Source organism: Mycetohabitans sp. B8 (assembly GCF_021991875.1).
In the GTDB taxonomy this organism is placed as follows: domain Bacteria; phylum Pseudomonadota; class Gammaproteobacteria; order Burkholderiales; family Burkholderiaceae; genus Mycetohabitans.
In genome coordinates this window covers 35,107-59,027 of sequence record NZ_JAHLKR010000008.1, presented here as the reverse complement: position 1 = coordinate 59,027, position 23,921 = coordinate 35,107, and the positions used below count along the sequence as shown (strand labels likewise).

Sequence of the window (23,921 nt, the reverse complement as noted above, 5' to 3'; positions counted from 1 at the left end):
TATTACTCGATTGAACTATGGCATTCAACGTAACGATCCGACAGAGCGGCAAGCAATTTCAAGTCGAAGCCGACGAACCGGTTCTGACCGCGGCGCTGCGTCAGGGCATCGGCTTGCCGTACGGCTGCAAGAACGGCGCATGCGGCTCATGCAAGGGCCAGCTCGTGAACGGCAGTATCGAGCAGCGTTCGCATTCGTCATCGGCGCTGTCGAACGACGAAAAAACCCGCGGCATGGCGCTATTTTGCTGCGCCACCGCACAATCGGACCTGGAAATCGATATCCGTGAGATCGCCGGCGTGGGCGACATGCAAGTGAAGAAGTTGCCGTGCCGCGTCAATGCACTGGAGCGCGTGGCGCACGACGTGATCGTGCTCAAGCTGCAACTGCCGGCCAATGAGCGGCTGCAATATCTGGCGGGCCAGTACATCGAGTTCATCCTGAAGGACGGCACGCGCCGCAGCTATTCAATGGCGAGCGCGCCCCACCATGAAGGCCCGCTTGAGCTACATATCAGGCACATGCCGGGCGGCGTTTTCACCGACCACGTGTTCGGTGCGATGAAGGAACGCGACATCCTTCGCTTCGAGGGCCCGCTCGGCACGTTCTTCCTGCGCGAGGACGCCGACAAGCCGATCGTGCTGCTCGCATCGGGAACAGGCTTTGCGCCTATCAAGGCGATCATCGAGCATGCACGCTTCAAGAACATCACACGACCCATGACGCTGTATTGGGGCGGCCGTCGGCGCGGCGATCTGTATCTGGCAAGCCTAGCCGAACAATGGGCGCGCGAAGTGCCCGGCTTCAAGTTCGTGCCGGTGCTCTCCGAACCCGATCCGGCCGACAACTGGCAGGGCCGCACGGGTTTTGTTCATCGGGCCGTCATCGAGGATCTGCCAGACTTGTCCGGGTATCAGGTATATGCATGCGGCGCCCCGGTGATGGTCGAGGCCGCGCAGCGCGATTTCACCGCGCATCACGGCTTGCCGGCCAACGAGTTCTATGCGGACTCGTTCACCAGCGCAGCGGATTTGGCGAACGCGGTCTGACCGGGTCCCACGGCGGCGTGCCCGCAGCGAGCCGCGTGTTGAACAAGCGCGACGCAATTTCCGGTTTACAACCGACACTTGCGTCGCGTATTCTTCGCGGATGATTCGCGCTCGAGCCCATCTCCGACGTCGCCGCTCGCTGCTTCCATAGGGAAGACGCTGGCTCGTTACGGACTGTCGCGTTGAATTGCCGCGCACCGGATTACCAAGCCACGGACTTCCGTGGCTTTTGTTTTTTCCGGATCCTTTGTCCCGTTGATCGTTGCGTGCGATCGCATTTCCGTTGAGCGGAGAGACTTGCCATGAATTTTCAGGATTACCCCATGCAGTCGCTGATGTACATCACCGATCGTCCCGACATCGTTTTCACGCACGGCAAGGGATCGTGGCTACACGACAACAACGGCAAGCGCTATCTGGACTTCATCCAGGGCTGGGCGGTCAATGCGCTCGGGCACTGCAACGACGCCATGATCGATGCGCTGAACCGGCAGGCGCAACGATTGATCAACCCGAGTCCGGCGTTCTACAACGAGCCGATGGCGCGGCTGGCAAAGTTACTGACCAGCAACAGTTGCTTCCATAAAGTGTTCTTCGCCAACAGCGGCGCCGAAGCCAATGAGGGCGCGATTAAGCTCGCGCGCAAATGGGGCCGCAAGTTCAAGGGCGGCGCATACGAGATCATCACGTTCCACCACGGTTTCCACGGCCGCACGCTGGCAACGATGTCGGCAAGCGGCAAGCCCGGCTGGGACACGCTGTATGCGCCGCAAGTACCTGGCTTCCCGAAGGCCGAGTTCAACGATATCGGCTCCGTCGAGAAGCTGATCACCGACAAGACCGTTGCGGTGATGCTCGAGCCAATACAGGGCGAAGCCGGCGTGGTTCCCGCGTCACGCGAGTTCATGCAGCAATTGCGGGCCCTCACGCGCGAACGCGGCGTGCTGCTGATCGTCGACGAGGTGCAAAGCGGCTGCGGCCGTGCTGGCACGCTGTTCGCCTATCAGCTCAGCGGCATTGAGCCGGACATCATGACGCTGGGTAAAGGTATCGGCGGCGGCGTGCCGCTGGCCGCGTTGCTCGCCCGCGACGAGATCGCGTGCTTCGAAGCCGGCGACCAGGGCGGCACGTATAACGGCAACCCGTTGATGACCGCGGTCGGCGAAGCGGTGATATCGCAGCTCATCGCGCCCGGCTTTCTCGAGCGCGTGCGCGAGAATGCTCGTTACCTGAGCGATCGGTTGCTCTCGCTGTCCGAGGCGCGCGGGCTGGCCGGCGAACGCGGCGAAGGCCTGCTGCGCGCGTTGCTGCTCGGCCGGGACATCGGGCCACAAATTGTCCAGAAAGCACGCGAGCTGGCACCGGAAGGCCTGCTGCTCAATGCCGCCCGCCCTAACCTGCTGCGCTTCATGCCGGCATTGAACGTGACGCGCGCAGAGATCGACCAGATGTTCGCGATGCTCGACGACGTGCTGGACCCGTTGCTTTGAGCCGGGGGCGGCGCCGGCATGCGGGCGGGTGCCCGGTTGCCGGCAGTGTAGGTTGCCCTCGTCTTTAAAAAGGCGTGGGCTGCGCCACCCGTCCTTAAGCAGTATGGATGAGGTTCACCCGCGGTATCGATGGGGTGTTCACCGACGCCGGCCCGAAGTGCCGGGCGCCGGCCACGCGTCGACGCCTGGCTGGCTCACTCGCCGAGATAGGCGGCGCGCACCTTTGAATCGTCCAGCATCTGTTTGGCGTCGCCCGACATCGTGATCATGCCGGAGTCCATCACGTAGCCGCGGTTGGCTGCCTGCAGCGCAAGGCGGGCGTTCTGCTCGACCAGCAACACCGTCGTGCCTTCCGAGGAAATCGTCCGTACCACGTCGAAAATTTTCTCCACCATGATCGGCGACAGGCCCATTGACGGCTCGTCGAGCAACAACAGCTTTGGCCGCGACAACAGCGCGCGCGCCATCGCCAACATCTGCTGCTCGCCGCCCGAAAGCGTGCCCGCCAACTGCGTGGCGCGCTCCTTCAAGCGCGGGAAGAAACCAAACATGCGCTGCACATCGGCCTTGATGCCATCCGAGTCGGTACGCAGATACGCGCCCATCTGCATGTTTTCCAGGATCGACATGCGCGCGAAAATGCCTCGGCCTTCCGGCACCATCACTAAGCCCTGTTTGAGCAATTCGTGCGTGGGCACGCCCTTGATCGACTGGCCCAGGTAGAGGATATCGCCACCGGCCCATTCCTTGATCCCGGTGATCGCCTTCATCGTCGTGGTCTTACCCGCGCCATTGGCACCGATCAGCGTGACCAACTCGCCCTGCCCGACCTTCAGGTCCACTCCTTTGACCGCCTGGATGCCCCCGTAGGCCACCTGCAGCCCGTTGATCTCCAGCATTGCCCCGGTCATTGCGTTCACGTCGCTCGTTGCCATCTCAATGCACTCCTGCGCCCAGATAGGCTTCGATCACCTTCGGGTCCTTGCGCATGTCCTGCGGTAGGCCATGCGCGATGACCTTGCCATAATCGAGCACGGTCATGCGGTTGCACAAGTGCATCACCAGCTTCACGTCGTGCTCGATCAACAGGATGGTCTTGCCATCGTCGCGGATCTTCTCCAGCAGTCGCGTGAGTTCGACCTTTTCGGTCGCGTTCATCCCCGCGGCCGGCTCGTCCAGGGCGAGCAGCTTTGGGTCCGTCGCCAGCGCCCGCGCGATCTCCAGCCGCCGCTGGTGACCGTATGACAAATTGCAAGCCGTGTAGTCGGCGTACTGCAGCACGCCCACATAATCCAACAATTCCAGCGCGCGCGCCTTGATCTCGCGCTCTTCCTGCCGCTCAGCCGGCGTTTGTAATATTGCGCCGATCAACCCGTGGCGTGTGCGCACGTAACGCCCGACCATCACGTTCTCCAGCGCCGTCATCCCACCAAACAACCGGATGTTCTGGAAAGTGCGCGCGATGCCGGCCTTGGCCACCTGGTAGACCGCGGTTGGCGTGTACGGGCTGCCGTCCAGCATGAACTCGCCCGAATCCGGGGCGTACAACCCGGTGATGACGTTGAAGAACGTGGTCTTGCCCGCTCCGTTCGGGCCGATCAGCCCATAGATCTCGCCCGAGCGGATCTCCAGCCCTACATTGGAAAGCGCCTGTAGGCCGCCGAAACGCTTGTTGACGCCCTTCACGGATAGTCGAATCGTGCGTTCACTCATGGCTGTTGACTCCGTGTCTACAGGCACGTCACGCACGCCAGGACTTCTTGCCGTTGCGCCGCGTGATCTTGGCGATCTTATCCTCATGCTTGGCCGCCGGCCACAGCCCTTTTGGCCGATATAGCATGATCACCACCATCGCCAAACCATACAACAACTGTCGGATCACTTCCGTGTCGAGGATGGGCTGGCCAAAAATCGCATTCTGCAACGGTCCCATCGTCGAGCGCAGAAATTCCGGAAACACCGCGAGCAGCACCGCCCCGAGGATCACGCCGGGAATATGCCCCATGCCGCCGAGCACCACGCATGCGAGTACCACCACCGATTCCCAAAAGGTGAACGACTCCGGCGAGACGAATCCTTGGAATGCACCGAACATCGCGCCGGACAGCCCACCGAATGAGGCGCCCATTGCGAACGCCAGCAACTTCACGTTGCGTGTGTTAATGCCCATCGCTTTCGCGGCGATCTCGTCTTCCCGGATCGCGGCCCAGGCGCGGCCGATACGTGAGTGCTGCAGTCGCGTGCAGACGAAGATCACGAACAGCGAACAGAGCACGAACAAGTAGTAATACAGGTAGACCGTCGGGAATTTAAGGCCGAACAGTTCGTGGGTCTGCGCGAGATTGAAGCCGCCGATCTGCACCGGATCAATGCCCGTGATGCCCTTCGGACCGTTGGTCACGTTCACCGGACGATCCATGTTGTTCATCAAGATCCGCACGATTTCACCAAAGCCCAGCGTGACGATCGCCAAGTAGTCGCCCCGCAGACGCAGCGTCGGCGCGCCGAGCAACACGCCGCATACGGCGGCCAAGGCCATCGCCACCGGCACGATCAGCAGAATCGATACGTGCAACCCGCCGGGCGCCAGATGCGCGATCCACTCGAATTGGGTGGTGAGATGGGGCGAGGACAGCAGTGCGGCCGTATAAGCGCCCACCGCATAGAATGCGATGTAGCCCAAATCCAGCAGTCCACAGAATCCCACCACCACGTTCAGCCCCAACGCCAGCATCACGTACAGCATCGCGAAGTCCAGCACACGCACCCAATAAGTCCCGCCCGCGGCGCCAATGAGCAGTGGCGCGCAGACAACCAGCGCTGTCACCAGCAGCATGACCCTATGGTTCTTGGCCGTCTTTTTGACCGGAATCAGTGTCGTGGACGGCTCGATGGGTTGAATGGAAGTCATATCGATTGTTCCTCAAGACGCGTCAGGCACGATCGGCAACGCGCTCGCCCAACAAGCCGGACGGACGCAAGACCAGCACGATGATCAGCACAACGAACGCAAACACGTCTTGGTAGTTACTACCGATCACTCCGCCGGTGAGATCGCCAATGTAGCCAGCGCCCAGTTGCTCAATCAGCCCCAGCAGCACGCCCCCCACCATTGCGCCGCCCAGATTACCAATGCCCCCCAGCACCGCTGCCGTGAATGCCTTTAGGCCCGGGATGAAGCCCATGTAGAAGTGCACGTTGCCGTACTCGGAGGCGATCATCACGCCAGCCAGGGCCGCCAGCGCCGAGCCAATCATGAACGTCGCCGAGATCACGAAGTTCGGGTTCACGCCCATCAGGCTGGCCACATTCGGGTTCTCCGCGATCGCGCGCATTGCCCGTCCGAGCTTAGTCTTATGCACTAGCAGCAGCAAAGCGACCATCACGACAAACGCCGTGACGATGATCACCCCTTCTGTGGGCGAGATTACGGCGCCGGGCGACGTATCGGTGGCCTGGATGACATTGATCGGATCGGTGGAAATCAACTGCGGAAACGACAGCGGATTGCGTCCCCAAATGATCATCGCTAACGTCTGCAACAGGATGGAAGCGCCGATGGCGGTGATCAGCGGAGCCAGTCGCGGCGCACGACGCAGCGGCCGATACGCCACCTTCTCGATTATGAAACCAAGGCACGCACATACGGCGGCGGCAATCACTAGTGCAATGACCAGCGTGAGCACGCTGCCCAACCCGGGGAAATGTGCCTGCAGCACGCTGATCGCCGAGAGCGCGACCATCGCGCCCACCATCAGTACGTCACCCTGTGCGAAGTTGATGATGCCTAGAATCCCGTACACCATCGTATAGCCCAACGCGATGATCGCGTAGACGCTGCCCAGCACCAGACCATTCAAGATCTGTTGGATGAAAATATCCATCGAATGCTCCTTGGACCGTACGCGACGGAACGCAGCCTGGCCGCAGGTGGTGCGGCATGGTGATACGCAGCGCGCGGTGCGCCTGGTATCTAAAATGAACCGATAAAGATCTGCCGCCGGCGACATGGACGTATTCGTCATCGGAATACGCGAATGTACATGGCAGATACAAAAACGGCACCCAGGGCCAGCCCGGTGCCGTAGCGTTACACGCCGTTCCAACAAGTTCGATGTGGCGCGTTACCCCGCCGTAGTCAGTGAGCCGCACCCGGCGTGGCGCCGCGATCCGCATGTCGGCCTCGACCCAAAAACCGTTGCGCACGCATGACCGGTGACGGGCAAGCTGGATGCCGATTGCCCGATAAGCCACGTGGACAGCATTTAAGGAGTCGATCATTTCGTCAGTGGACAACTGTTTTCTGCCTCGTGCGAATAGCGGTCCCACTTTCCGAATATGACGATGCCGCACAATCTGCCAGTCTTCGTTTCATCTTGCTGCATGCGATCGATCGCCGCCGCAAGCGCTTCCCGGATGCAACGCCAGTCAATCCGCTCTGCATTCGTCAGCGCTTTCGCGCCTTACCACAAGACGACTCTCGTCCCTAGATAGGTCACGAAACGCGCGCATTGTAACGCCATTCCCGCGTTGAACAATATTCAAAAATGACAGGGTTTTCCTGCATTGCAACCTTAATTTAAGCGCAATAAACCGCAAAATGTGCAACTCGGTTGCACTCGATTCAATCCTCGAAGTTGCACTCGAGCCGCGCTGAAATTGAGCGCGATTGCACCGTATGGGATAAGCGGGCATTCCCCTAAAGTCATCGAATGAAGGAATGGACATCGTCGTATGGCTGCTGAAGCTGCCGCCGCCCGCTTCGGCCCATATTCAGACAACGTCATCATGGAAAGGGAAGACTCTTTGGCGTACTCGTCCAAACGCGGAACGCACGCGTTCCCGTCAAGGCTGGCAACTCGCACCTAGCAATTGGCAGCGATATCTGGCGACCGGTTTGATGGAATATCGGGACAAGACTTCATGCGCGCGCCGCGGCACACGAGCCCAGACGCCGCACACAAACATGAACACCCCGCCATTCGGGGGGCGGCCCGCTGGCTACACAAGAGGCCGCACGCGAAACACTGCGCGCGCGTCAACGTCGCGTCAGGCGCAAAGCGGCGCGACAGCGCGCTCAGGAGAGCAGCGCCAGTCCTTTGGGCAATGGAAAGGAAACGTTTTCCTGGGCGCCATCCAGCGTCCGGACATAGCAAGCGCCCAATTGGCGCAGCCGCTCGACGACCGCCTGCGCCAGTGCCTCGGGTGCCGAGGCGCCCGCCGTCACGCCAATGCGTTGCTTGCCACCCAGCCAGGCAGGATCGATTTGCTCCGGCGCATCCACCATGTAGGCCGGCACACCACGCTTTTCCGCCACTTCGCGCAGGCGGTTCGAGTTGGAACTGTTCGGGCTGCCGACGACGATCACGACATCGCACTGCGGCGCCATGAATTTCACCGCATCCTGCCGGTTCTGCGTCGCGTAGCAGATGTCTTGCTTCTTCGGCTCGCGAATGGCGGGAAAGCGCGCCTTCAGCGCACCGATCACCTCCATTGCATCGTCAATCGACAGCGTGGTCTGCGTCACGTAGGCAAGCCGGTCGGGATCGGCGACCTCCAGCGCAGCAACGTCCGCCGCGGTCTCCACTAGGTGCATGCCCGCACTGGCTTGCCCCATCGTACCTTCGACCTCCGGGTGGCCACGATGGCCAACCATCACGATCTCGAAACCTTCGGCACGCAGCTTGGTCACCTCCATGTGTACCTTGGTGACCAGCGGACAGGTGGCGTCAAAGACGCGCAATCCTCTGTCAAGCGCGCGAGCGCGCACTGCCTTTGGCACCCCGTGTGCGCTGAATATGAGCGTTGCGTCGTCCGGGACGTCGTCGAGCGATTCAACGAATACCGCGCCTTTGCGACGCAGGTCGTCCACGACATAGGCGTTATGCACGATCTCGTGACGCACATAGATCGGCGAACCGAACAGCGTCAACGCACGCTCGACGATCTCGATTGCCCGGTCGACTCCCGCGCAGAATCCACGCGGCTGTGCCAGCAATATTTCGCTCGGGTATCCAGTTGTTGCGGTCATGGCGCTTCCTACAGAATGCCGATGATCTGGACCTCAAAGGTCAGATGCTGGCCGGCCAGCGGGTGGTTGAAGTCGAACAGCGCGTACGTCTCGCCGACCTCCTTGAGCACGCCGGCATAGCGCGCTCCGCTGGGCGCGTTGAATTCGACCAGATCGCCAGGGGAGAAATCCTCGTCGATCATCGAATTTTCACGCAGCGTGGCCAGCGAGACCTTCTGCACCAGTTCCGAATTACGCAAGCCGAATGCCTGCTCCGGTGTTAGCCGAATGGTCGAGTGGTGCCCAACCTTCATGCCAAGCAGAATGTCCTCCAGAGGTCCCGCGAGCTGTCCCGCGCCGAGCAACAGCGTCGCAGGCTTGTCGTCGAACGTGTTGACGATGTCCGCGCCTCCCTCCAGCGAAAGCCGGTAGTGCAGCGTGACATGGGAACCGGGCTTCACCTCGGAAATATCAATGATGCTCATGCGCAAGTTTCGAATACCGTGCGTCGCGGGCTGCGACCACGCAAGCTGTCATTGTAAGCCACCGCAGCGACACCCACATGGAGGTTAATCAATGCAACCCGGAACCGACGATTCGACGGCGCGCCGACATGTGCCGATCCCAATCCGCCAATGGCCGGAAAATGAACGGCCGCGGGAGCGATTGTTCGTTGCCGGTGCAAGCGCGCTGACCGACGCGGAGCTGGTCGCACTGTACCTGGGCAGCGGTAGTCGCGGCCGCGATGCGGTCGGACTGGGTCAGCAATTGCTAGCGCGCTTCGGCTCACTGCGTGGGTTGTTCAGCGCGTCCCATGACGAGCTGATTCAGGTGACCGGCGTCGGGCCGGCAAAGATTGCACGATTACAGGCGGCCACAGAGATCGCGCGACGCGCGCTGGGCGAGCAATCGCGCGAGCAAGCAACACTGGATCGCCCCGAGATCGTCGAGGACTATCTGCGCCTGATGATTGGCACCCGGCCCTATGAGGTGTTCGTTTGCTTGTTCCTCGACACCCGGCTTCGTATGATCCATGCGGAAGAGCTGTCCCGCGGTTCGTTGTCACATGCCGCGGTCTATCCGCGCGAAGTCGTCAGGCGCGCGCTGCAGACCAACGCCGCCGCGCTGATCATTGCGCATAATCACCCATCCGGCGCGGCGCAACCCAGTGCGGCGGACCTGTCGATGACCCGCACGCTCAAGGATGCGTTGTGCCTGATGGACATCAAGCTGCTCGATCATTTCATCGTGACATCGGACACCATTTTGTCGCTCGCGCGCCACGGACTGCTATAACCGGGCGCGCGCGGCGGCCCGTTCGGATAACGCAAAGCAGGTTGATTTTTCTTGCCTTTTTCTGCTAGACTTGCGGTTTGCCCGTACCACCCCTTTCGTATCACCCGAATTTAAGCGTATTAGGAGTGCTCTGATGGCACGCAAATGTCAAGTTACTGGGAAAGCGCCGATGGTCGGCAATAACGTTTCCCACGCGAACAACAAGACCAAGCGTCGCTTCCTCCCGAACTTGCAAAGCCGCCGGTTCTGGGTGGAAAGCGAAAATCGCTGGGTGCGGCTGCGCGTTTCGAACGCGGGCTTGCGCCTGATCGACAAGAATGGCATCGACACCGTGCTCGCAGACCTGCGCGCGCGCGGTGAAGCTTAAGGAGCTGCGACATGGCCAAAGGCGCTCGCGACAAGATCAAGCTGGAATCGACGGCCGGAACCGGTCACTTCTACACCACGACGAAGAACAAGCGCACGATGCCTGAAAAGATGGCGATCATGAAGTTCGACCCGGTCGCGCGCAAGCACGTGGAATACAAGGAAACGAAGATCAAGTAATGGATCTACGGGACCTCCGATCGGCTCACCGGTCGGAAGCTCAACGTCTCTCTCGAGACTGCAGAGCCTGACGAAGAGCAAAAGACCCCGGACTCCGGGGTCTTTTGCTTTTTGCATGTCGTGTCGCATCGGGGTATGCTCCTTCGTTTCGGCGTACGGGTCCTAACCCATCACGTAGGGTATGAGGAGACCATCCCAATGAATTTCGACGTCGTCATCGTCGGTAGTGGGCTGGCCGGGTTGAGCGTGGCGCTGAACCTGGCGCCCACTTGCCGGGTCGCCGTCATCGCGAAGCGGGCCCTGTCCGACGGTGCTAGCGACTGGGCACAAGGTGGCATCGCAGCCGTGCTGGACTCGGCAGACAGTATCGACAGCCATGTCCGCGATACGCTGGTCGCCGGCGCAGGCCTATGCGACGAATCCGCGACGCGCTTCATCGTCGAGAACGGACGCACGGCGATCGAATGGTTGATCGGCGAAGGCGTGCCGTTCACCAAGGACAATAACACCGAATTAGGATTTCACCTGACGCGCGAAGGCGGACACAGCCATCGGCGCATCATTCACGCGGCCGATGCCACCGGCCATGCGGTGCTGTCAACGCTCATCGAACAAGCCCGTCAACGCCCGAACATCACCCTGCTCGAGCAGCATTGCGCGATCGACCTGGTCACGTCCGACCGGCTCGGATTGCCGGGCCGGCATTGCTTCGGGCTGTACGCACTCGACATTGAAAGCGGCAAGACACTGACGATCGAGACACCGCACACTGTGCTAGCCACCGGCGGCGCCGGCAAAGTCTACTTATATACGACGAACCCGGATACCGCGACCGGCGACGGCATTGCGATGGCCTGGCGGGCCGGCGCACGGGTGGCGAACATGGAGTTCATGCAATTCCACCCGACCTGCCTGTACCATCCGTATGCCGGCTCGTTCCTCATTTCCGAGGCGGTGCGCGGCGAAGGCGGACTGCTGAAGCTGCCGGACGGCACCCGCTTCATGCCGCAGTATGACGAGCGCGCGGAATTGGCGCCACGCGACATCGTCGCCCGCGCCATTGACTTCGAAATTAAGAAGCGCGGTATCGATTGCGTCTATCTCGATATCAGTCACCAACCGGCTGCATTCCTGCGTGAGCACTTTCCGACAATCCTTGCACGATGCCAGCAGTTCGGCATCGATATCACGCGTGCTCCGATCCCCGTCGTGCCGGCCGCCCATTACACGTGCGGAGGCATCGTGACCGACCTGGCCGGCCGAACCGATCTCACCGGACTCTACGCAGTCGGCGAAACCTCCTATACAGGCTTGCATGGCGCTAACCGGCTTGCAAGCAATTCGCTGCTAGAGTGCCTAGTGATCGGCAAGGCCGCGGCGCGAGCCATCGAAGACGCGGGGTTTCATGCGGCGCACAATTTTAAATTGCCGGAGTGGGACGAGAGCCGCGTGTCCGATGCCGACGAAGAGGTCGTCGTGGCTCACAACTGGGATGAGGTGCGGCGGCTAATGTGGAACTATGTCGGCATCGTGCGAACCGACAAGCGGCTGGCACGGGCGAAGCACCGACTGGCGCTGCTGCGCGATGAGATCCACGAGTACTATGCGAATTTTCGCATCAGCCGCGACCTGCTCGAGTTGCGCAACCTGGTCGATGTTGCGTTGCTGATCGTCGATAGCGCCCGCTCCCGACTCGAAAGCCGCGGCTTGCATTTCAGCCGCGACTGGGAGCAGGCGTTGCCTAAAGCCATGCCAACGGTGCTGAGCCCGAAGCGATTCCGCAACCGCTCGATCTGATCGCCCGTGGCTGCGCCCACGGCAGTCCAGCGCCGAGGGCTACGCGCGATCGAGGATTCGCATCGAATAGTCGGTCGCGCGCACGTCCTTGGTCAGTGCGCCAATTGATATGCGATCCACGCCGGTTGCCGCGATATCGCGTACCGTGTCTAAGCTAACGCCCCCGGAGACCTCAAGCAGGGCCCGATGATCGTTCAGCGCCACCGCATCACGCATCATGTCCAACGTGAAATTGTCCAGCAACACCGATTGAGCATGATGCGCCAGTGCCACCTGCAGCTGTTCGAGTGTCTCGACCTCGACCTGCACCGGCACGCCCGCCTGCAACGCATGCGCGGCCTGCAGCGCGGCGGCGACACCGCCCGCGGCCGCAATATGATTTTCTTTAATTAGGATGCCGTCATACAGCGCCAGCCGCTGGTTGTCACCGCCGCCGACCCGAACAGCATACTTTTGCGCCAGCCGCAGGCCAGGCAACGTCTTGCGCGTATCAAGAATTCGCGCCCGAGTGCCGGCAATCGCCTCGACGTATCGGCGCGTGGCCGTCGCGACGCCGGACAGCAACTGCAGGAAATTCAAGCCATTGCGCTCGGCCGTCAACAGTGCGCGCGCAGGGCCCCGCAACGAGCACACTGGCGTATCGGCGCGCATCCATTCACCTTCGCGATAATGCCATGACAGGTCGATGCGGGCATCGACGCTGCGCATCACTTCGGCGAACCAGAGCACGCCGCACAGCACCGCGGGCTCACGCACGATGATCCGGGCATCGAACACGTCGTGCGCGGGCACGAGCAAGCCCGTCCAGTCACATGCGCCAACATCCTCCGCCAGCGCGTCCTGCACATTCTGGCGCAGCGCGGTCATCAACGCATCACCGTAGTCGTGACGGACTTGCTCATAGCCATCCCATTGCGGCGCCGCCACCGTGCGGATCTCGCTGCCCGTTCCGGAGAACACGCCCATCACGCGGCCCCCACATGTCGAAATAATGCGTCATCGCGCGCCAGGTCGCCGCTGGCCCGCACATTGCGCTTCTTCTGCGCAGCGAAGTCCAGCATGCGGTCGATCGGCATCCGCGCACGCGCGGCGATGGCCGGATCGACGCCTATCTCGTTCGCACCGGACTGCAGCACGGCAGCAAGATTAGCGAGACCGTTCATCGCCATCCATGGACAATGCGCACAGCTTTTGCACGTCGCGCTGTTGCCCGCGGTCGGCGCGGCAATGAACGTCTTACCCGGCGCCGCCGCCTGCATCTTGTACAAAATGCCCAGGTCGGTGGCCACGATGAAGCGGGTCGCGTCAAGCGCCTTCGCCGCATCGATCAGTTGCGTGGTCGAGCCGACCACGTCAGCCTGCGCAACGACCGATTCCGGCGATTCAGGATGCACAAGTACCTTGGCGTCCGGATGCTCGGCGCGCAACAAGTCAAGCTCGACCCCCTTGAACTCGTCGTGTACGAGACACGAGCCTTGCCACATCAGCATATCGGCGCCGGTCTTGCGCTGGATGTAGCTGCCCAGATGGCGGTCCGGCGCCCACAAGATCTTCTCGCCGCGCGCATGCAGCGCAGCGACGATATCCAGCCCGATTGACGAAGTCACCATCCAGTCCGCACGGGCCTTGACCGCCGCGCTCGTGTTCGCGTACACGACGACGGTCCGGTCGGGATGGGCGTCGCAGAACGCGGCAAACTGGTCGGCAGGACAACCCAGATCGAGCGAACACGTCGCATCCAGGTCCGGCATCAACACGCGCTTTTCGGGGCTCAGGATCTTCGCGGTCTCACCCATGAAACGCACGCCGGCCACGACCAGGGTACGGGCGTCGTGATCACGGCCGAACCGGGCCATTTCCAGCGAATCGGCGACACATCCTCCGGTTTCCTCCGCTAGCGACTGCAACTCCGGGTCAACGTAATAATGGGCGACCAGCACGGCCTGCTGCCGAGTCAGCCACTCGCGGATGCGCACGCGCAACTCGGCGCGCTCGGCCGCCGACGGGCTCTGCGGCACGCGCGCCCATGCCTGCCCGACGCTGCAAGCCCCATCAGGCATCACCGGTTTGTCGAACTCGACCGTCCTGATCAAACGCTGGTCCATCGTCATCCTCTCGCTGCTCAATATCATCGCCCGCGCCACCACCCGCGTGTCATCCCGATGACGCACGCTGGTTGCCTCATCGTGGGCCAAAACGAAAAAACCCCGCCTGTGCGGGGTTTTTGTGGCAGGACGGACTTCAAGTGTAACGGAATTTACCGACGCCCGCCTTTACGCGTAGCGACGCAGGCGCAGTGCGAATTCCTGCAATGCCTGGATGCCGCTTTGCTCCGCGCGATGGCACCAGTCCTGCAAGTGCGACAGCAACTGCTCGCGTGACGCGTTCGAGCGATCCCATATCTGCGCGAGTTCCGTGCGCAATTGATAGTACGTGCGCAGGCGCTGGCTGCTGGCGAAGATCTGCACCAATTGCCGTTTCTGCGGCTCGTCCAGGCCGGCCTCGTCCTTGTGGATCCACTTATGCGCGCCCTTGATCAGCGCGTACTTTTCGCGCGCACCCAATTCTTTCAACTGCGCCAACTCCTGCCGGTACGCCCGCTTGACCGTTTTCGCGTAGCGCGCCATCACCTCGTAGCGGTTAGCCAGCACCGCGTGCAATGTGTCCAGGTCTGGCACCGCCTTGCGCGCCGCCAGCTTCGGCGTCGGCGCGATCTTCTTGACCTTCGCGAGGCGGCATGCAGACATGATCCGGATGTACACCCAGCCGATGTCGAACTCGTACCACTTGTTCGACAGCTTGGCCGACGTCGCGTAAGTATGGTGATTGTTGTGCAATTCCTCGCCGCCGATCAGGATGCCCCACGGAAACAGGTTCGTGCTCGCATCCGCACAGTTGAAATTGCGGTAGCCCCAGAAATGGCCGAGGCCGTTGACCACGCCGGCGGCCCAGAACGGAATCCACACCATCTGGATCGCCCACACCGAAATGCCGGCGATGCCGAACAGCGCCAGGTCGATCAACGCCATGATCGTCACGCCGAGCACCGCATGCTTCGCGTAGACATGCCGCTCGAGCCAATCGTCCGGCGTACCATGCCCGTACTTCTTCAGCGTTTGCGCATTCTTCGCCTCGGCGCGGTACAGTTCGGCGCCTTCGAGCAGCACTTTCCATATCCCGCGCGTCTGCGGACTGTGCGGATCCTCGTCGGTCTCACATTTCGCATGATGCTTGCGATGGATCGCCGCCCACTGACCGGTGACCATGCCCGTGGTCAACCATAGCCAGAAGCGGAAGAAGTGGCTGGCAATTGGATGCAAGTCCAATGCGCGGTGCGCCTGGTGCCGATGCAGGTAGACGGTAACACCGATGATCGTGATGTGCGTCATCACGAGCGTGTAGAGCACGATTTGCCACCAAGACCAGTTCAGCAGGCCATGGGCAACGAAATCAAGCACGGAATTCAGCAAAGTAATACCCAGAAAATAACACCCAAAAACAAAATCGGAAAAACCGCCCGATTGAAGCATCGGACGTGACCTGCCGCGGCGGTTAGCGAAAGGCTAGTTCAGGATTCTACCTGATCAGGCGCAAGTGCCTGTCACAAAGTGATTGCCTGTTGCGCGGCACACAGTCGCAGCTTCTGGTACGCGCTATATTCTAATGCGTGACATAGAAAAAAAGAATCAAGCTGGTTTTTCTGCTTCGACCGGGACGACCGGCATCGGTTCAATGGCGGGCGGGCACCGGTTCGACTGCGGCCACATTCTGGATCCGCACCTCGTGCTGCGCGGACGGAACACGGATACCGTGCGCATTGAAACCCGCCCAGATATTGTAGTTGACGGCCGAACGCACCGACATGGTGCCGAGTGCTGCGTCGGCGATCCAGAATCCCAGTTCCAGATTAATCCCGTCAGCATCGAATCCGGCAAGATAGGGGCAAGGCGCAGGTTCCTGCAACACGCGCTCCACACCCTGCGTGGCTTGGACGAGCACGCGCATCGCGAGGTCCACGTCCGTACCATACGCTACTTGGACCGACACCTTGGTCCAGCCGCGCGTGAGAAACGACGACTGGTTCTGCACGATGTCGGTGATCAGCTTCTCGTTGGGCACCAGCGTCTCGACGCCATCCAGCCCGCGCACCACTGTGTAGCGGGTGCGGATCTGCGTAACCCGGCCTCGCAGACCGCCCACGCAAATCGTATCACCGAGCCGCAGCGAGCGGTCCAGCAAGATGATGAACCCCGACACGTAGTTGCTGGCAATCTTCTGCAATCCGAAGCCCAGCCCGACGCCGAGCGCGCCGCCGAATACGCCGAGCACAGTGATATCGATGCCAACAATCGACAGGCTCACGAGCACCGCGGCCAGGATCAACGACGCACGACCGATGCGCGATAGCACGACCTGCAGATTCGCATCGAGTGAGTTGGCCCGCAGCAGCCGCTCATCCAGCGCGCGGCCCGCCCACAGCGCGCCGATCAAAGCGATCATGACCCACAGCAGCCCGTTGCACAGCGACAGCAGGCTCAGGTGCGCAGTGGCCACGCGAAACTCCACGCTCGACATCCAGTGCAGCACGTCGTCCTGAATGCCCATCACGGTCAGCACCATGCCGGCCCATACCAGCACGGTGACGATTTTCTCGATCAGGTACGCGAGCCCGTGCAAGTGCCCGTCCCGGGAAAACACCCGGCGCATCAGGTACAACGCCACATAGATCAGCGCAATACCGAACAGCGGTACCCGCGCCAGGTCCAGTAACGGCGTTTTCATCACCTGGCCCAGCACGAGCCCCGTGCCGCCGACGATCAACCAGCCGAGGAACGGAAACAACGCCTTGTCCAACCCGTGCGCGCCGAAGCGCACCGCCGCGTTGCGTGCGCGGCGATACGCGTCCAGCCGCTTGCGGGCGTAACTGGCGAGCCCCCCTGCCAGCGCTAGCGTGCCAATCAGCGCAACGACTTGCCAGAGCATCGCCGGCTGGCCGAGGTCGCGCATCAAGTCGCCGAACAAGTGGGTCAGTAGCCGATCCTGCATGTCACGCCACCCGTTGCATCACCGCCGCAAAGAAGCCATCGGTGCCGTGCCGGTGCGGCCACAGCGTCAGGTCATCGCCGGTATCAAGCGCGATCTTTTGGTCGGCCAGCACCCGGCTCGCCGGCACGCGTTCGAACATCGGATGAGCAGCGATGAATTGCTCAACGATGCCCTCGTTCTCGTCGCCAAGCAAGCTGCACGTCGCGTAGACGAGTCGTCCGCCTGGCTTAAGCAGTCGCGCGGCGGCGGCGAGGATCGATGCCTGTTTCACCGTCAACTCAGCGACCGATTGCGGCGTTTGGCGCCACTTAAGATCCGGATTGCGGCGCAGTGTACCCAGGCCACTACATGGCGCATCGACCAGCACGCGATCGATCTTGCCGGCCAACCGCTTGATCTTTACATCATGCTCACTATCAATGACGACCGGGTGCACGTTCGACAAGCCGCTGCGCGCGAGCCTGGGCTTAAGCTTGCTTAACCGCTTGTCGGACACATCGAACGCGTACAACCGCCCGGACGAGCGCATCATCGCACCCAACGCGAGCGTCTTGCCGCCCGCTCCGGCGCAGAAATCGACGACCATCTCGCCGCGACGCGGCGCAACCAGCTGGCACAACAGCTGGCTGCCCTCGTCCTGTACCTCGAACCATCCTTGCTGGAAAGCGGCCAACATATGGATCGCAGGCTTGCCGGCCACCCGGATGCCCAGCGGCGCATACAGCGTCGGCTCCGCCTGCACGCCAGCCTCCGCCAGCGCGGTGAGCACCGCATCGCGATTGGCGCGGATCGGGTTGGCGCGCAGATCCAGCGGCGCCGGATAGTTCAGTGCCGCGGCGAGCCGCGCCAACTCCTGCGCCACCGCATCTGGCCCCGCATCGGTGGTTGCCAGACGGATGCTCAGTGCAGCCTCAATCCATGGCGGCAGGTTCGTGCGCACGCGCGCCGGCAGGCTCGCCGGATCGATCTTCGACACATGGTCGAGCCACGCAAATTCCTGTTGCGACACATGCGGGCGCAACGCGTTCAGGCCGGCGGTCTGCATCAGACCCAGCAGCGCCAGTCGACGTGCCGGCGTGCCGCTGCCGCTCTCGGCCAAATGCCCATATTCCATCTTGCGGCGCAGCACCGCAAATACCGCTTCAGCGATCACACCACGCTCGGCGTGGCCAAGCTTCGGATGCGCGCGAAAGAATCGGCTCGTGGCCGCGTCAGCCGGACCGGCAAACTTCAGTACGTCGCCCAACAACGCCTCGGTCTGGCCGATCAAAAATCCATGTAGCTTCATACCGCATCCCCACCAAACAGCAGCCGCGGCTCGGCGGCCGCCAGTTCCACCCGGCCGTCACGCACGTGCAGCCGGTCCTCGACAAACCAGCACACCGCGCGCGGATAGAGCGTGTGCTCCAGGCGCAGCACCCGTGCCGCAAGCGCAGCGGCGTCGTCACCGGCGAGCACCGGCACCACGCCCTGCGCGATGATTGGGCCATGGTCCAGTTCGGCGGTCACGAAATGGACCGTGGCGCCGTGCACCGCGACGCCCGCGTCCAACACGCGCTGATGCGTATGCAGACCTGTGAAGCTTGGTAGCAACGAGGGATGCACATTCATCATGCGGCCCGCATAGCGTTCAACGAACGCCGGCGTCAGCACGCGCATAAAGCCAGCCAGAACGACGAGGTCTGGCTCATGCGCGTCCAGCACCTGCGCCAACGCCGCATCAAATGCATCGCGCCCGTCGAACTGTGTGTGGTCAACGACCGCCGTGGCGATGCCGTGCGCGGCAGCGAACGCCAAGCCTGCGGCGTCGGGGCGGTTGGACACGACCGCGGCAACACGCGCCGGCCAGCGTTGCGCGGCGCATGCACGCACGATCGCCTCCATGTTGGAGCCGCGTCCGGAAATCAGGATGACGAGTTTTTTCATCCATGGATTTTATCATCGGCGCCCCTGCTGCCTGCGCCGATCCGCCGGTTCCCGCCGAAACCCGGTGCGAGCGTTTATAATCATGGGCTTTGCGGCAACGCGCCGGCGCGAAGCGTCGGCGCGGCCATCGAACGCCGCAGCCCGACCGGCCAATCATCGTGAGAGTCTTCAGGGGTCTTCCAAATGCCGAGAGCCGCGCGCCTTGCGCGTTGACGATCGGCAACTTCGACGGCGTGCATCGCGGCCACCAGGCGTTGCTGGCGCGGGTTCGCGCCGCCGCCAACGCGCGCGCGCTGCCGGTCTGCGTGATGACGTTCGAACCGCACCCCCGCGAGTTCTTCGATCCGGCCGGCGCACCGCCGCGCATCGCGATGCTGCGCGACAAGCTCGAGGCATTGCGGCGCAACGGCGTGGACCGAGTCGTGGTCGAGCATTTCAATCACACGTTTGCCAGCCAGTCGCCGACCGCGTTCGTCGAGCACATCATCGTCAACGGATTGCACGCGCGCTGGGTGATGATCGGCGACGACTTCCGGTACGGGGCAAAGCGCGCCGGTGACTTCCTGTCGCTGAAGGCGGCCGGCGCGCAGTATGGCTTCGAGGTCGAGCAGATGCCCACCGTGGCGGACCCATGCGGCGCGCGCATCTCCAGCTCGGCCGTGCGCGCGTCGCTCGTTGCCGGCGACCTCGCAGCGGCTCGCACCGCGCTTGGCCGGGCGGTCGTGATCAGCGGCCATGTTGTGCATGGCATGAAACTGGGACGCGACCTAGGCTTTCCGACGCTGAATCTACCGATCTCGCACAAGCGTCCCGCGCTGGCCGGCATCTTTATCGTGCGGGTGCACGGCATCGAGGCGGACCCGGTGCCCGGCGTAGCCAGCCTGGGCTGGCGCCCGACCGTGGACAATTCCGGCCGCGTCCTATTGGAAGTGCATCTGCTGGACTGGCATGGCGACGCATACGGCAAGCTGGTGCGGGTCGAATTCCTTGAGAAATTGCGCGACGAACAAAAGTTCGTTGATCTGGAGGCGCTCGGCCGGGCGATCGCGTGCGATGTCGCCGCCGCCCGTGAATACTTCGCCCCACAAGGCGGCCGGGCGCCGGCCGACCCCGACCGGGCGGCGGTGCCGACCCATCCCGCCAAGCAGCCCGAGCAACGTGGCGGCCCCGGTCCAGGTGGCGATTTTGCGACGTCCGCCACCGACCGAATTAGATAGCGCGAGTCGCCGCGTACCGGCAAGGTGCGCGACGACGCGTGTCGGGGCCGACGACATGTGCCCCGCGCCCGCGCAACATGCCGTGCTTCGCCGATGCGGCCAGCATGCGCCGTTAGCGGCCACCGAACTTCTCCACCATCCCGATCATGAGTGATAAGAAAGCCGATTCCAAGCAGCCTTCCAAGTACCCCGTGAACTTGCTCGACACGCCGTTTCCGATGCGCGGCGACTTGCCCAGGCGCGAACCGCAATGGGTCCAGCAATGGCAGCAGAACAAGGTGTACGAAGCGATTCGCGAGGCCAGCCGGGGGCGGCCGAAATTCGTGCTGCACGACGGCCCGCCCTATGCGAACGGGGATATCCATATCGGACACGCAGTCAACAAGATCCTAAAGGACATGATCGTCAAGGCACGCAACATGGCCGGTTTTGACGCGGATTATGTCCCCGGATGGGATTGTCACGGCATGCCGATCGAAATCCAAATCGAGAAACGCTTCGGCAAGTCGCTGCCGGTCGAGCAGGTGCAACGTAACGCACGCGAGTATGCCGCCGAGCAGATCGAGCGCCAGAAGGCCGATTTCCGCCGGCTTGGATTGATCGGCGATTGGGACAACCCGTATCGCACGATGAACTTCGCGAACGAGGCGAACGAAATCCGCGCGCTCGCGCGCATCTTCGAGAAGGGCTATGTATTTCGCGGCCTGAAGCCGGTGAACTGGTGCTTTGACTGCGGCTCGGCACTTGCCGAGGCGGAAGTCGAATATAAGGACCGTGTCGATCCTGCCGTGGACGTCGCGTTTGCGTTTGCCGAGCCCGACCGGATCGCCGACGCGTTCGGGCTGCCGTCGTTGCCCGGTGCCAACGGCGCGATCGTGATCTGGACTACTACGCCGTGGACCATTCCCGCGAACCAGGCGCTGAACGTGAACCCAGAACTGTCATACAGCCTCGTGGACACACCGCGCGGCTTGCTGATCCTGGCTTCCGAGCGCGTCGAGCCGTGCCTGGCCACATACGGCTTGGACGGCACGGTGATCGCGTCGGCGCCGGGTGCCGCGCTGGGCGGTATCCGCTTCCACCATCCGCTCGCCAACCTGCACCCGGGCTACAAGCGCACTGCGCCGATCTATTTCGGCGACTACGTGACCATCGACTCCGGCACCGGCGTCGTCCATTCGGCGCCGGCCTACGGCATCGAGGACTTCCAGTCGTGCAAGGCGCATGGCCTCGACGATGGCGACATCCTGAGCCCGGTCATGGGCGACGGCCGCTATATCGAATCGTTGCCACTGTTCGGCGGCCTGTCGATCTGGGATGCGAACCCGAAGATCGTCGACGCGTTGCACAATGCCGGTTCGTTGCTGCACACGAACCCTTACGCGCACAGCTATATGCATTGCTGGCGGCATAAGACGCCGATCATCTACCGCGCGACGTCGCAATGGTTTGCGGGCATGGATCTGACGCCCGTCGGTGGCGGCAAGACACTGCGCGAAACCGCGCTCGACGGCATCGAGGCCACCGCGTTCTATCCGGCGTGGGGCAAGCAGCGACTACACAACATGATCGCGAATCGACCCGACTGGACATTATCGCGCCAGCGCCAGTGGGGCGTGCCAATGGCCTTCTTCGTGCACAAGGAGACGGGCCAGTTGCACCCCCGCACGCTGGAGTTGCTCGAACAGGTCGCGCAACGCGTCGAGCAACACGGCATCGAGGCATGGCAGTCGCTCGATGCACGCGAGCTGCTCGGCGACGATGCTGATCTGTACGAAAAGAATCGCGACACGATGGACGTCTGGTTCGACTCCGGCACGACGCACTGGCATGTGCTGCGTGGCTCGCACGCCCAGCAGTTGCAGTGGCCCGCCGACCTGTACCTCGAAGGCTCGGATCAGCACCGCGGATGGTTCCATTCGTCGCTGCTGACCGGCTCGATGCTCGATGGCAAGCCACCCTACAAGGCGCTGTTGACGCACGGTTTCACGGTCGATGGACAGGGCCGGAAGATGTCAAAATCGGTCGGCAACGTGATCGCGCCGCAGGAAGTCTCGAACAAGCTCGGCGCCGAAATCATTCGCCTGTGGGTGGCCTCGACCGACTACTCCGGCGAACTGTCGATCTCCGATGAGATCCTGAAGCGTGTGGTGGAAAGCTACCGCCGGATTCGCAATACGCTGCGCTTTCTGCTGGCGAATCTGTCGGATTTCGACCCGAGCCGGAACATGGTGCTGCCCGAGCAGTGGCTCGAGATCGACCGCTACGCGCTCGCGCGCGCCGCGGCGCTGCAAAAGGAAGCGCTCGACCACTACGACGTGTACGAATTCCACCCGGTCGTGGCCAAGCTGCAGACCTTCTGCTCAGAAGATCTCGGTGGCTTCTATCTCGATGTGCTCAAGGACCGGCTGTACACGTCGGCGCTCGACTCGCACGCGCGGCGCAGCGCGCAGTCGGCGCTGTACCATATCACGCAGGGGTTACTGCGATTGATCGCGCCATTCCTGTCGTTCACCGCGGAAGAAGCGTGGGCGATCTTCCAGCCGGGGCACACGACGATCTTCACCGAAACGTATTACGTCTATCCGCCGCTGGCCGAAGGCACGGCGTTGTTGGATAAATGGGCGCTCGTGCGTCAATTGCGTGGCGATGTCACCAAGGCGCTCGAAGCGGCGCGCGAAGCCGGCCAGATCGGCTCATCGCTGCAGGCCGAAGTCGAGATCCGCGCGCATGGCGCACGCTACGATACCCTCGCGAGCCTGGGTGACGCGTTGAAATTCGTGCTGATCACCTCCGCAGCGCGGGTGATCAAGGTCGACAGCCAGGCCGACGAGGCCATCGACGTGGTCGCGTCCCGGTACCTAAAGTGCGAGCGTTGCTGGCATTACCGCGAGGAAGTGGGCACAAACGCCGAGCATCCGACGCTGTGCGGGCGCTGCACGGCGAATCTATTCGGGGACGGCGAACACCGGAGCATTGCATAAATGGCGAAGACCTCATCTAGCAACGCCGCCCGTTCGGCAACGCTCATGCCGTGGCTGGGCATGTCGTTGATTGTAATCCTGCTCGATCAGTTGTCCAAAATCGCGGTGTCGCGCCTGTTCGTGTACGGCGACCCGCATCCGGTTGCGCCCTTTTTCAATCTGCTGCTGATCTACAACCGTGGTGCCGCGTTCAGCTTTCTGGCGACTGCCGGCGGCTGGCAGCGCTGGGCGTTCACTGCATTGGGCATCGTCGCCGCATTGGTGATCACCTGGTTGCTCAAGCGCCACAGCGGGCAAAGACTGTTTTGCACCGCGCTGGCGCTGATTCTCGGCGGCGCGCTGGGCAACGTCATTGACCGGCTGGTGCACGGCCATGTGATCGACTTCCTTGATTTTCATGTCGGCGGCTGGCATTGGCCGGCGTTCAACGTTGCCGACAGCGGCATTACGATCGGTGCGGTGCTGCTAGTGCTCGACGAACTCAGGCGCGTGCGCGCGGCGCGCTGAAAACCCGGATCGGCAGACAATGCCGGCACCGGACACACGCAATAGCGGAAGGA

The 23,921-nt window shown here is 62.3% G+C and carries 21 protein-coding genes; 9 read left to right on the top strand and 12 right to left on the bottom strand.

The window, feature by feature from the left end; all coding sequences use genetic code 11:
* The first annotated feature begins 17 nt into the window (after window positions 1–17).
* On the top strand, window positions 18–1,049 hold the full coding sequence (locus KQH60_RS02780; protein WP_237575069.1) for a CDP-6-deoxy-delta-3,4-glucoseen reductase: 1,032 nt from the start codon (window positions 18–20) through the stop codon (window positions 1,047–1,049).
* Window positions 1,050–1,351: 302 nt separating this feature from the next.
* Window positions 1,352–2,539 carry an acetylornithine transaminase gene (locus KQH60_RS02775; protein WP_237575068.1) on the top strand — a complete coding sequence of 396 codons (1,188 nt, stop codon included), beginning with the start codon at window positions 1,352–1,354 and terminating at the stop codon, window positions 2,537–2,539.
* 194 nt (window positions 2,540–2,733) lie between these two features.
* Here the strand turns inward: KQH60_RS02775 and KQH60_RS02770 are convergent, their stop codons facing one another.
* From KQH60_RS02770 to KQH60_RS02745, 6 genes are all read right to left on the bottom strand, one after another.
* Entirely contained in the window at window positions 2,734–3,450 is a 717-nt protein-coding gene (locus KQH60_RS02770) for an ABC transporter ATP-binding protein (RefSeq protein ID WP_237575283.1), read from the bottom strand.
* Window positions 3,451–3,475: 25 nt separating this feature from the next.
* The gene (locus tag KQH60_RS02765) at window positions 3,476–4,252 is read right to left on the bottom strand and encodes an ABC transporter ATP-binding protein (protein ID WP_237575067.1); all 777 of its coding nucleotides are present in this window, start codon (window positions 4,250–4,252) and stop codon (window positions 3,476–3,478) included.
* A gap of 28 nt (window positions 4,253–4,280) precedes the next feature.
* Entirely contained in the window at window positions 4,281–5,450 is a 1,170-nt protein-coding gene (locus KQH60_RS02760) for an ABC transporter ATP-binding protein (RefSeq protein WP_237575066.1), read from the bottom strand.
* 22 nt (window positions 5,451–5,472) lie between these two features.
* Window positions 5,473–6,423, bottom strand: coding sequence for a branched-chain amino acid ABC transporter permease (locus KQH60_RS02755; RefSeq protein WP_237575065.1), 951 nt, complete (start codon window positions 6,421–6,423; stop codon window positions 5,473–5,475).
* A 1,193-nt stretch (window positions 6,424–7,616) separates the two neighbouring features.
* On the bottom strand, window positions 7,617–8,570 hold the full coding sequence (gene ispH, locus KQH60_RS02750) for a 4-hydroxy-3-methylbut-2-enyl diphosphate reductase (protein WP_237575064.1): 954 nt from the start codon (window positions 8,568–8,570) through the stop codon (window positions 7,617–7,619).
* Between the two features lie 8 nt (window positions 8,571–8,578).
* Window positions 8,579–9,034: a peptidylprolyl isomerase gene (locus KQH60_RS02745; protein ID WP_237575063.1), complete on the bottom strand. Its 456-nt coding sequence runs from the start codon at window positions 9,032–9,034 to the stop codon at window positions 8,579–8,581.
* A gap of 91 nt (window positions 9,035–9,125) precedes the next feature.
* On the opposite strand from KQH60_RS02745, the gene radC reads away from it, so the two are divergent.
* The 4 genes from radC to nadB all read left to right on the top strand — a co-directional run bounded on the left by radC (window position 9,126) and on the right by nadB (window position 12,188).
* A complete protein-coding gene (gene radC, locus KQH60_RS02740; protein WP_237575062.1) occupies window positions 9,126–9,845 on the top strand; it encodes a DNA repair protein RadC in 720 nt (239 codons plus the stop codon).
* 133 nt (window positions 9,846–9,978) lie between these two features.
* Window positions 9,979–10,212 (top strand): 50S ribosomal protein L28, encoded by a 234-nt coding sequence (rpmB, locus tag KQH60_RS02735; protein WP_104076087.1) that lies wholly within the window; start codon window positions 9,979–9,981, stop codon window positions 10,210–10,212.
* An 11-nt stretch (window positions 10,213–10,223) separates the two neighbouring features.
* Entirely contained in the window at window positions 10,224–10,391 is a 168-nt protein-coding gene (gene rpmG, locus KQH60_RS02730) for a 50S ribosomal protein L33 (protein WP_013434320.1), read from the top strand.
* 198 nt (window positions 10,392–10,589) lie between these two features.
* Window positions 10,590–12,188, top strand: coding sequence for an L-aspartate oxidase (gene nadB / locus KQH60_RS02725; RefSeq protein ID WP_237575061.1), 1,599 nt, complete (start codon window positions 10,590–10,592; stop codon window positions 12,186–12,188).
* A gap of 39 nt (window positions 12,189–12,227) precedes the next feature.
* Here the strand turns inward: nadB and nadC are convergent, their stop codons facing one another.
* The 6 genes from nadC to purN all read right to left on the bottom strand — a co-directional run bounded on the left by nadC (window position 12,228) and on the right by purN (window position 19,160).
* Complete coding sequence (gene nadC, locus KQH60_RS02720) at window positions 12,228–13,055, bottom strand: carboxylating nicotinate-nucleotide diphosphorylase (protein ID WP_237575282.1); 828 nt, start codon at window positions 13,053–13,055, stop codon at window positions 12,228–12,230.
* A gap of 98 nt (window positions 13,056–13,153) precedes the next feature.
* Complete coding sequence (nadA, locus tag KQH60_RS02715) at window positions 13,154–14,293, bottom strand: quinolinate synthase NadA (protein ID WP_237575060.1); 1,140 nt, start codon at window positions 14,291–14,293, stop codon at window positions 13,154–13,156.
* 168 nt (window positions 14,294–14,461) lie between these two features.
* Entirely contained in the window at window positions 14,462–15,658 is a 1,197-nt protein-coding gene (locus tag KQH60_RS02710; protein WP_237575059.1) for a fatty acid desaturase, read from the bottom strand.
* 259 nt (window positions 15,659–15,917) lie between these two features.
* A complete protein-coding gene (locus KQH60_RS02705) occupies window positions 15,918–17,234 on the bottom strand; it encodes a mechanosensitive ion channel family protein (RefSeq protein ID WP_237575058.1) in 1,317 nt (438 codons plus the stop codon).
* Between the two features lies 1 nt (window position 17,235).
* Window positions 17,236–18,522 carry an RsmB/NOP family class I SAM-dependent RNA methyltransferase gene (locus tag KQH60_RS02700; RefSeq protein ID WP_237575057.1) on the bottom strand — a complete coding sequence of 429 codons (1,287 nt, stop codon included), beginning with the start codon at window positions 18,520–18,522 and terminating at the stop codon, window positions 17,236–17,238.
* Complete coding sequence (gene purN, locus KQH60_RS02695) at window positions 18,519–19,160, bottom strand: phosphoribosylglycinamide formyltransferase (protein WP_237575056.1); 642 nt, start codon at window positions 19,158–19,160, stop codon at window positions 18,519–18,521. Before purN ends, KQH60_RS02700 begins: the two co-directional genes overlap by 4 nt.
* 158 nt (window positions 19,161–19,318) lie before the next feature.
* Between purN and KQH60_RS02690 the strand changes: the two genes are divergently transcribed.
* The 3 genes from KQH60_RS02690 (at window position 19,319) to lspA (ending at window position 23,868) form a co-directional block, all read left to right on the top strand.
* Window positions 19,319–20,377 (top strand): bifunctional riboflavin kinase/FAD synthetase, encoded by a 1,059-nt coding sequence (locus KQH60_RS02690; protein ID WP_237575055.1) that lies wholly within the window; start codon window positions 19,319–19,321, stop codon window positions 20,375–20,377.
* 146 nt (window positions 20,378–20,523) lie between these two features.
* Complete coding sequence (ileS, locus tag KQH60_RS02685) at window positions 20,524–23,361, top strand: isoleucine--tRNA ligase (protein WP_237575054.1); 2,838 nt, start codon at window positions 20,524–20,526, stop codon at window positions 23,359–23,361.
* The gene (gene lspA / locus KQH60_RS02680) at window positions 23,362–23,868 is read left to right on the top strand and encodes a signal peptidase II (protein ID WP_237575053.1); all 507 of its coding nucleotides are present in this window, start codon (window positions 23,362–23,364) and stop codon (window positions 23,866–23,868) included.
* Window positions 23,869–23,921 lie beyond the last annotated feature (53 nt).

Bases quoted from the DNA above. Each gene is read 5' to 3' on its own strand.
- KQH60_RS02765 (WP_237575067.1), bottom strand. From the start codon at position 4,252: ATGAGTGAACGCACGATTCGACTATCCGTGAAGGGCGTCAACAAGCGT.
- nadB (WP_237575061.1), top strand. From the start codon at position 10,590: ATGAATTTCGACGTCGTCATCGTCGGTAGTGGGCTGGCCGGGTTGAGC.
- KQH60_RS02700 (WP_237575057.1), bottom strand. From the start codon at position 18,522: ATGAAGCTACATGGATTTTTGATCGGCCAGACCGAGGCGTTGTTGGGC.
- rpmB (WP_104076087.1), top strand. From the start codon at position 9,979: ATGGCACGCAAATGTCAAGTTACTGGGAAAGCGCCGATGGTCGGCAAT.
- purN (WP_237575056.1), bottom strand. From the start codon at position 19,160: ATGAAAAAACTCGTCATCCTGATTTCCGGACGCGGCTCCAACATGGAG.
- nadC (WP_237575282.1), bottom strand. From the start codon at position 13,055: ATGACCGCGCTGCGCCAGAATGTGCAGGACGCGCTGGCGGAGGATGTT.
- KQH60_RS02760 (WP_237575066.1), bottom strand. From the start codon at position 5,450: ATGACTTCCATTCAACCCATCGAGCCGTCCACGACACTGATTCCGGTC.
- ispH (WP_237575064.1), bottom strand. From the start codon at position 8,570: ATGACCGCAACAACTGGATACCCGAGCGAAATATTGCTGGCACAGCCG.
- KQH60_RS02780 (WP_237575069.1), top strand. From the start codon at position 18: ATGGCATTCAACGTAACGATCCGACAGAGCGGCAAGCAATTTCAAGTC.
- ileS (WP_237575054.1), top strand. From the start codon at position 20,524: ATGAGTGATAAGAAAGCCGATTCCAAGCAGCCTTCCAAGTACCCCGTG.
- KQH60_RS02755 (WP_237575065.1), bottom strand. From the start codon at position 6,423: ATGGATATTTTCATCCAACAGATCTTGAATGGTCTGGTGCTGGGCAGC.
- radC (WP_237575062.1), top strand. From the start codon at position 9,126: ATGCAACCCGGAACCGACGATTCGACGGCGCGCCGACATGTGCCGATC.
- rpmG (WP_013434320.1), top strand. From the start codon at position 10,224: ATGGCCAAAGGCGCTCGCGACAAGATCAAGCTGGAATCGACGGCCGGA.
- KQH60_RS02770 (WP_237575283.1), bottom strand. From the start codon at position 3,450: ATGACCGGGGCAATGCTGGAGATCAACGGGCTGCAGGTGGCCTACGGG.
- lspA (WP_237575053.1), top strand. From the start codon at position 23,362: ATGGCGAAGACCTCATCTAGCAACGCCGCCCGTTCGGCAACGCTCATG.
- KQH60_RS02745 (WP_237575063.1), bottom strand. From the start codon at position 9,034: ATGAGCATCATTGATATTTCCGAGGTGAAGCCCGGTTCCCATGTCACG.
- KQH60_RS02775 (WP_237575068.1), top strand. From the start codon at position 1,352: ATGAATTTTCAGGATTACCCCATGCAGTCGCTGATGTACATCACCGAT.
- nadA (WP_237575060.1), bottom strand. From the start codon at position 14,293: ATGGACCAGCGTTTGATCAGGACGGTCGAGTTCGACAAACCGGTGATG.
- KQH60_RS02705 (WP_237575058.1), bottom strand. From the start codon at position 17,234: ATGCAGGATCGGCTACTGACCCACTTGTTCGGCGACTTGATGCGCGAC.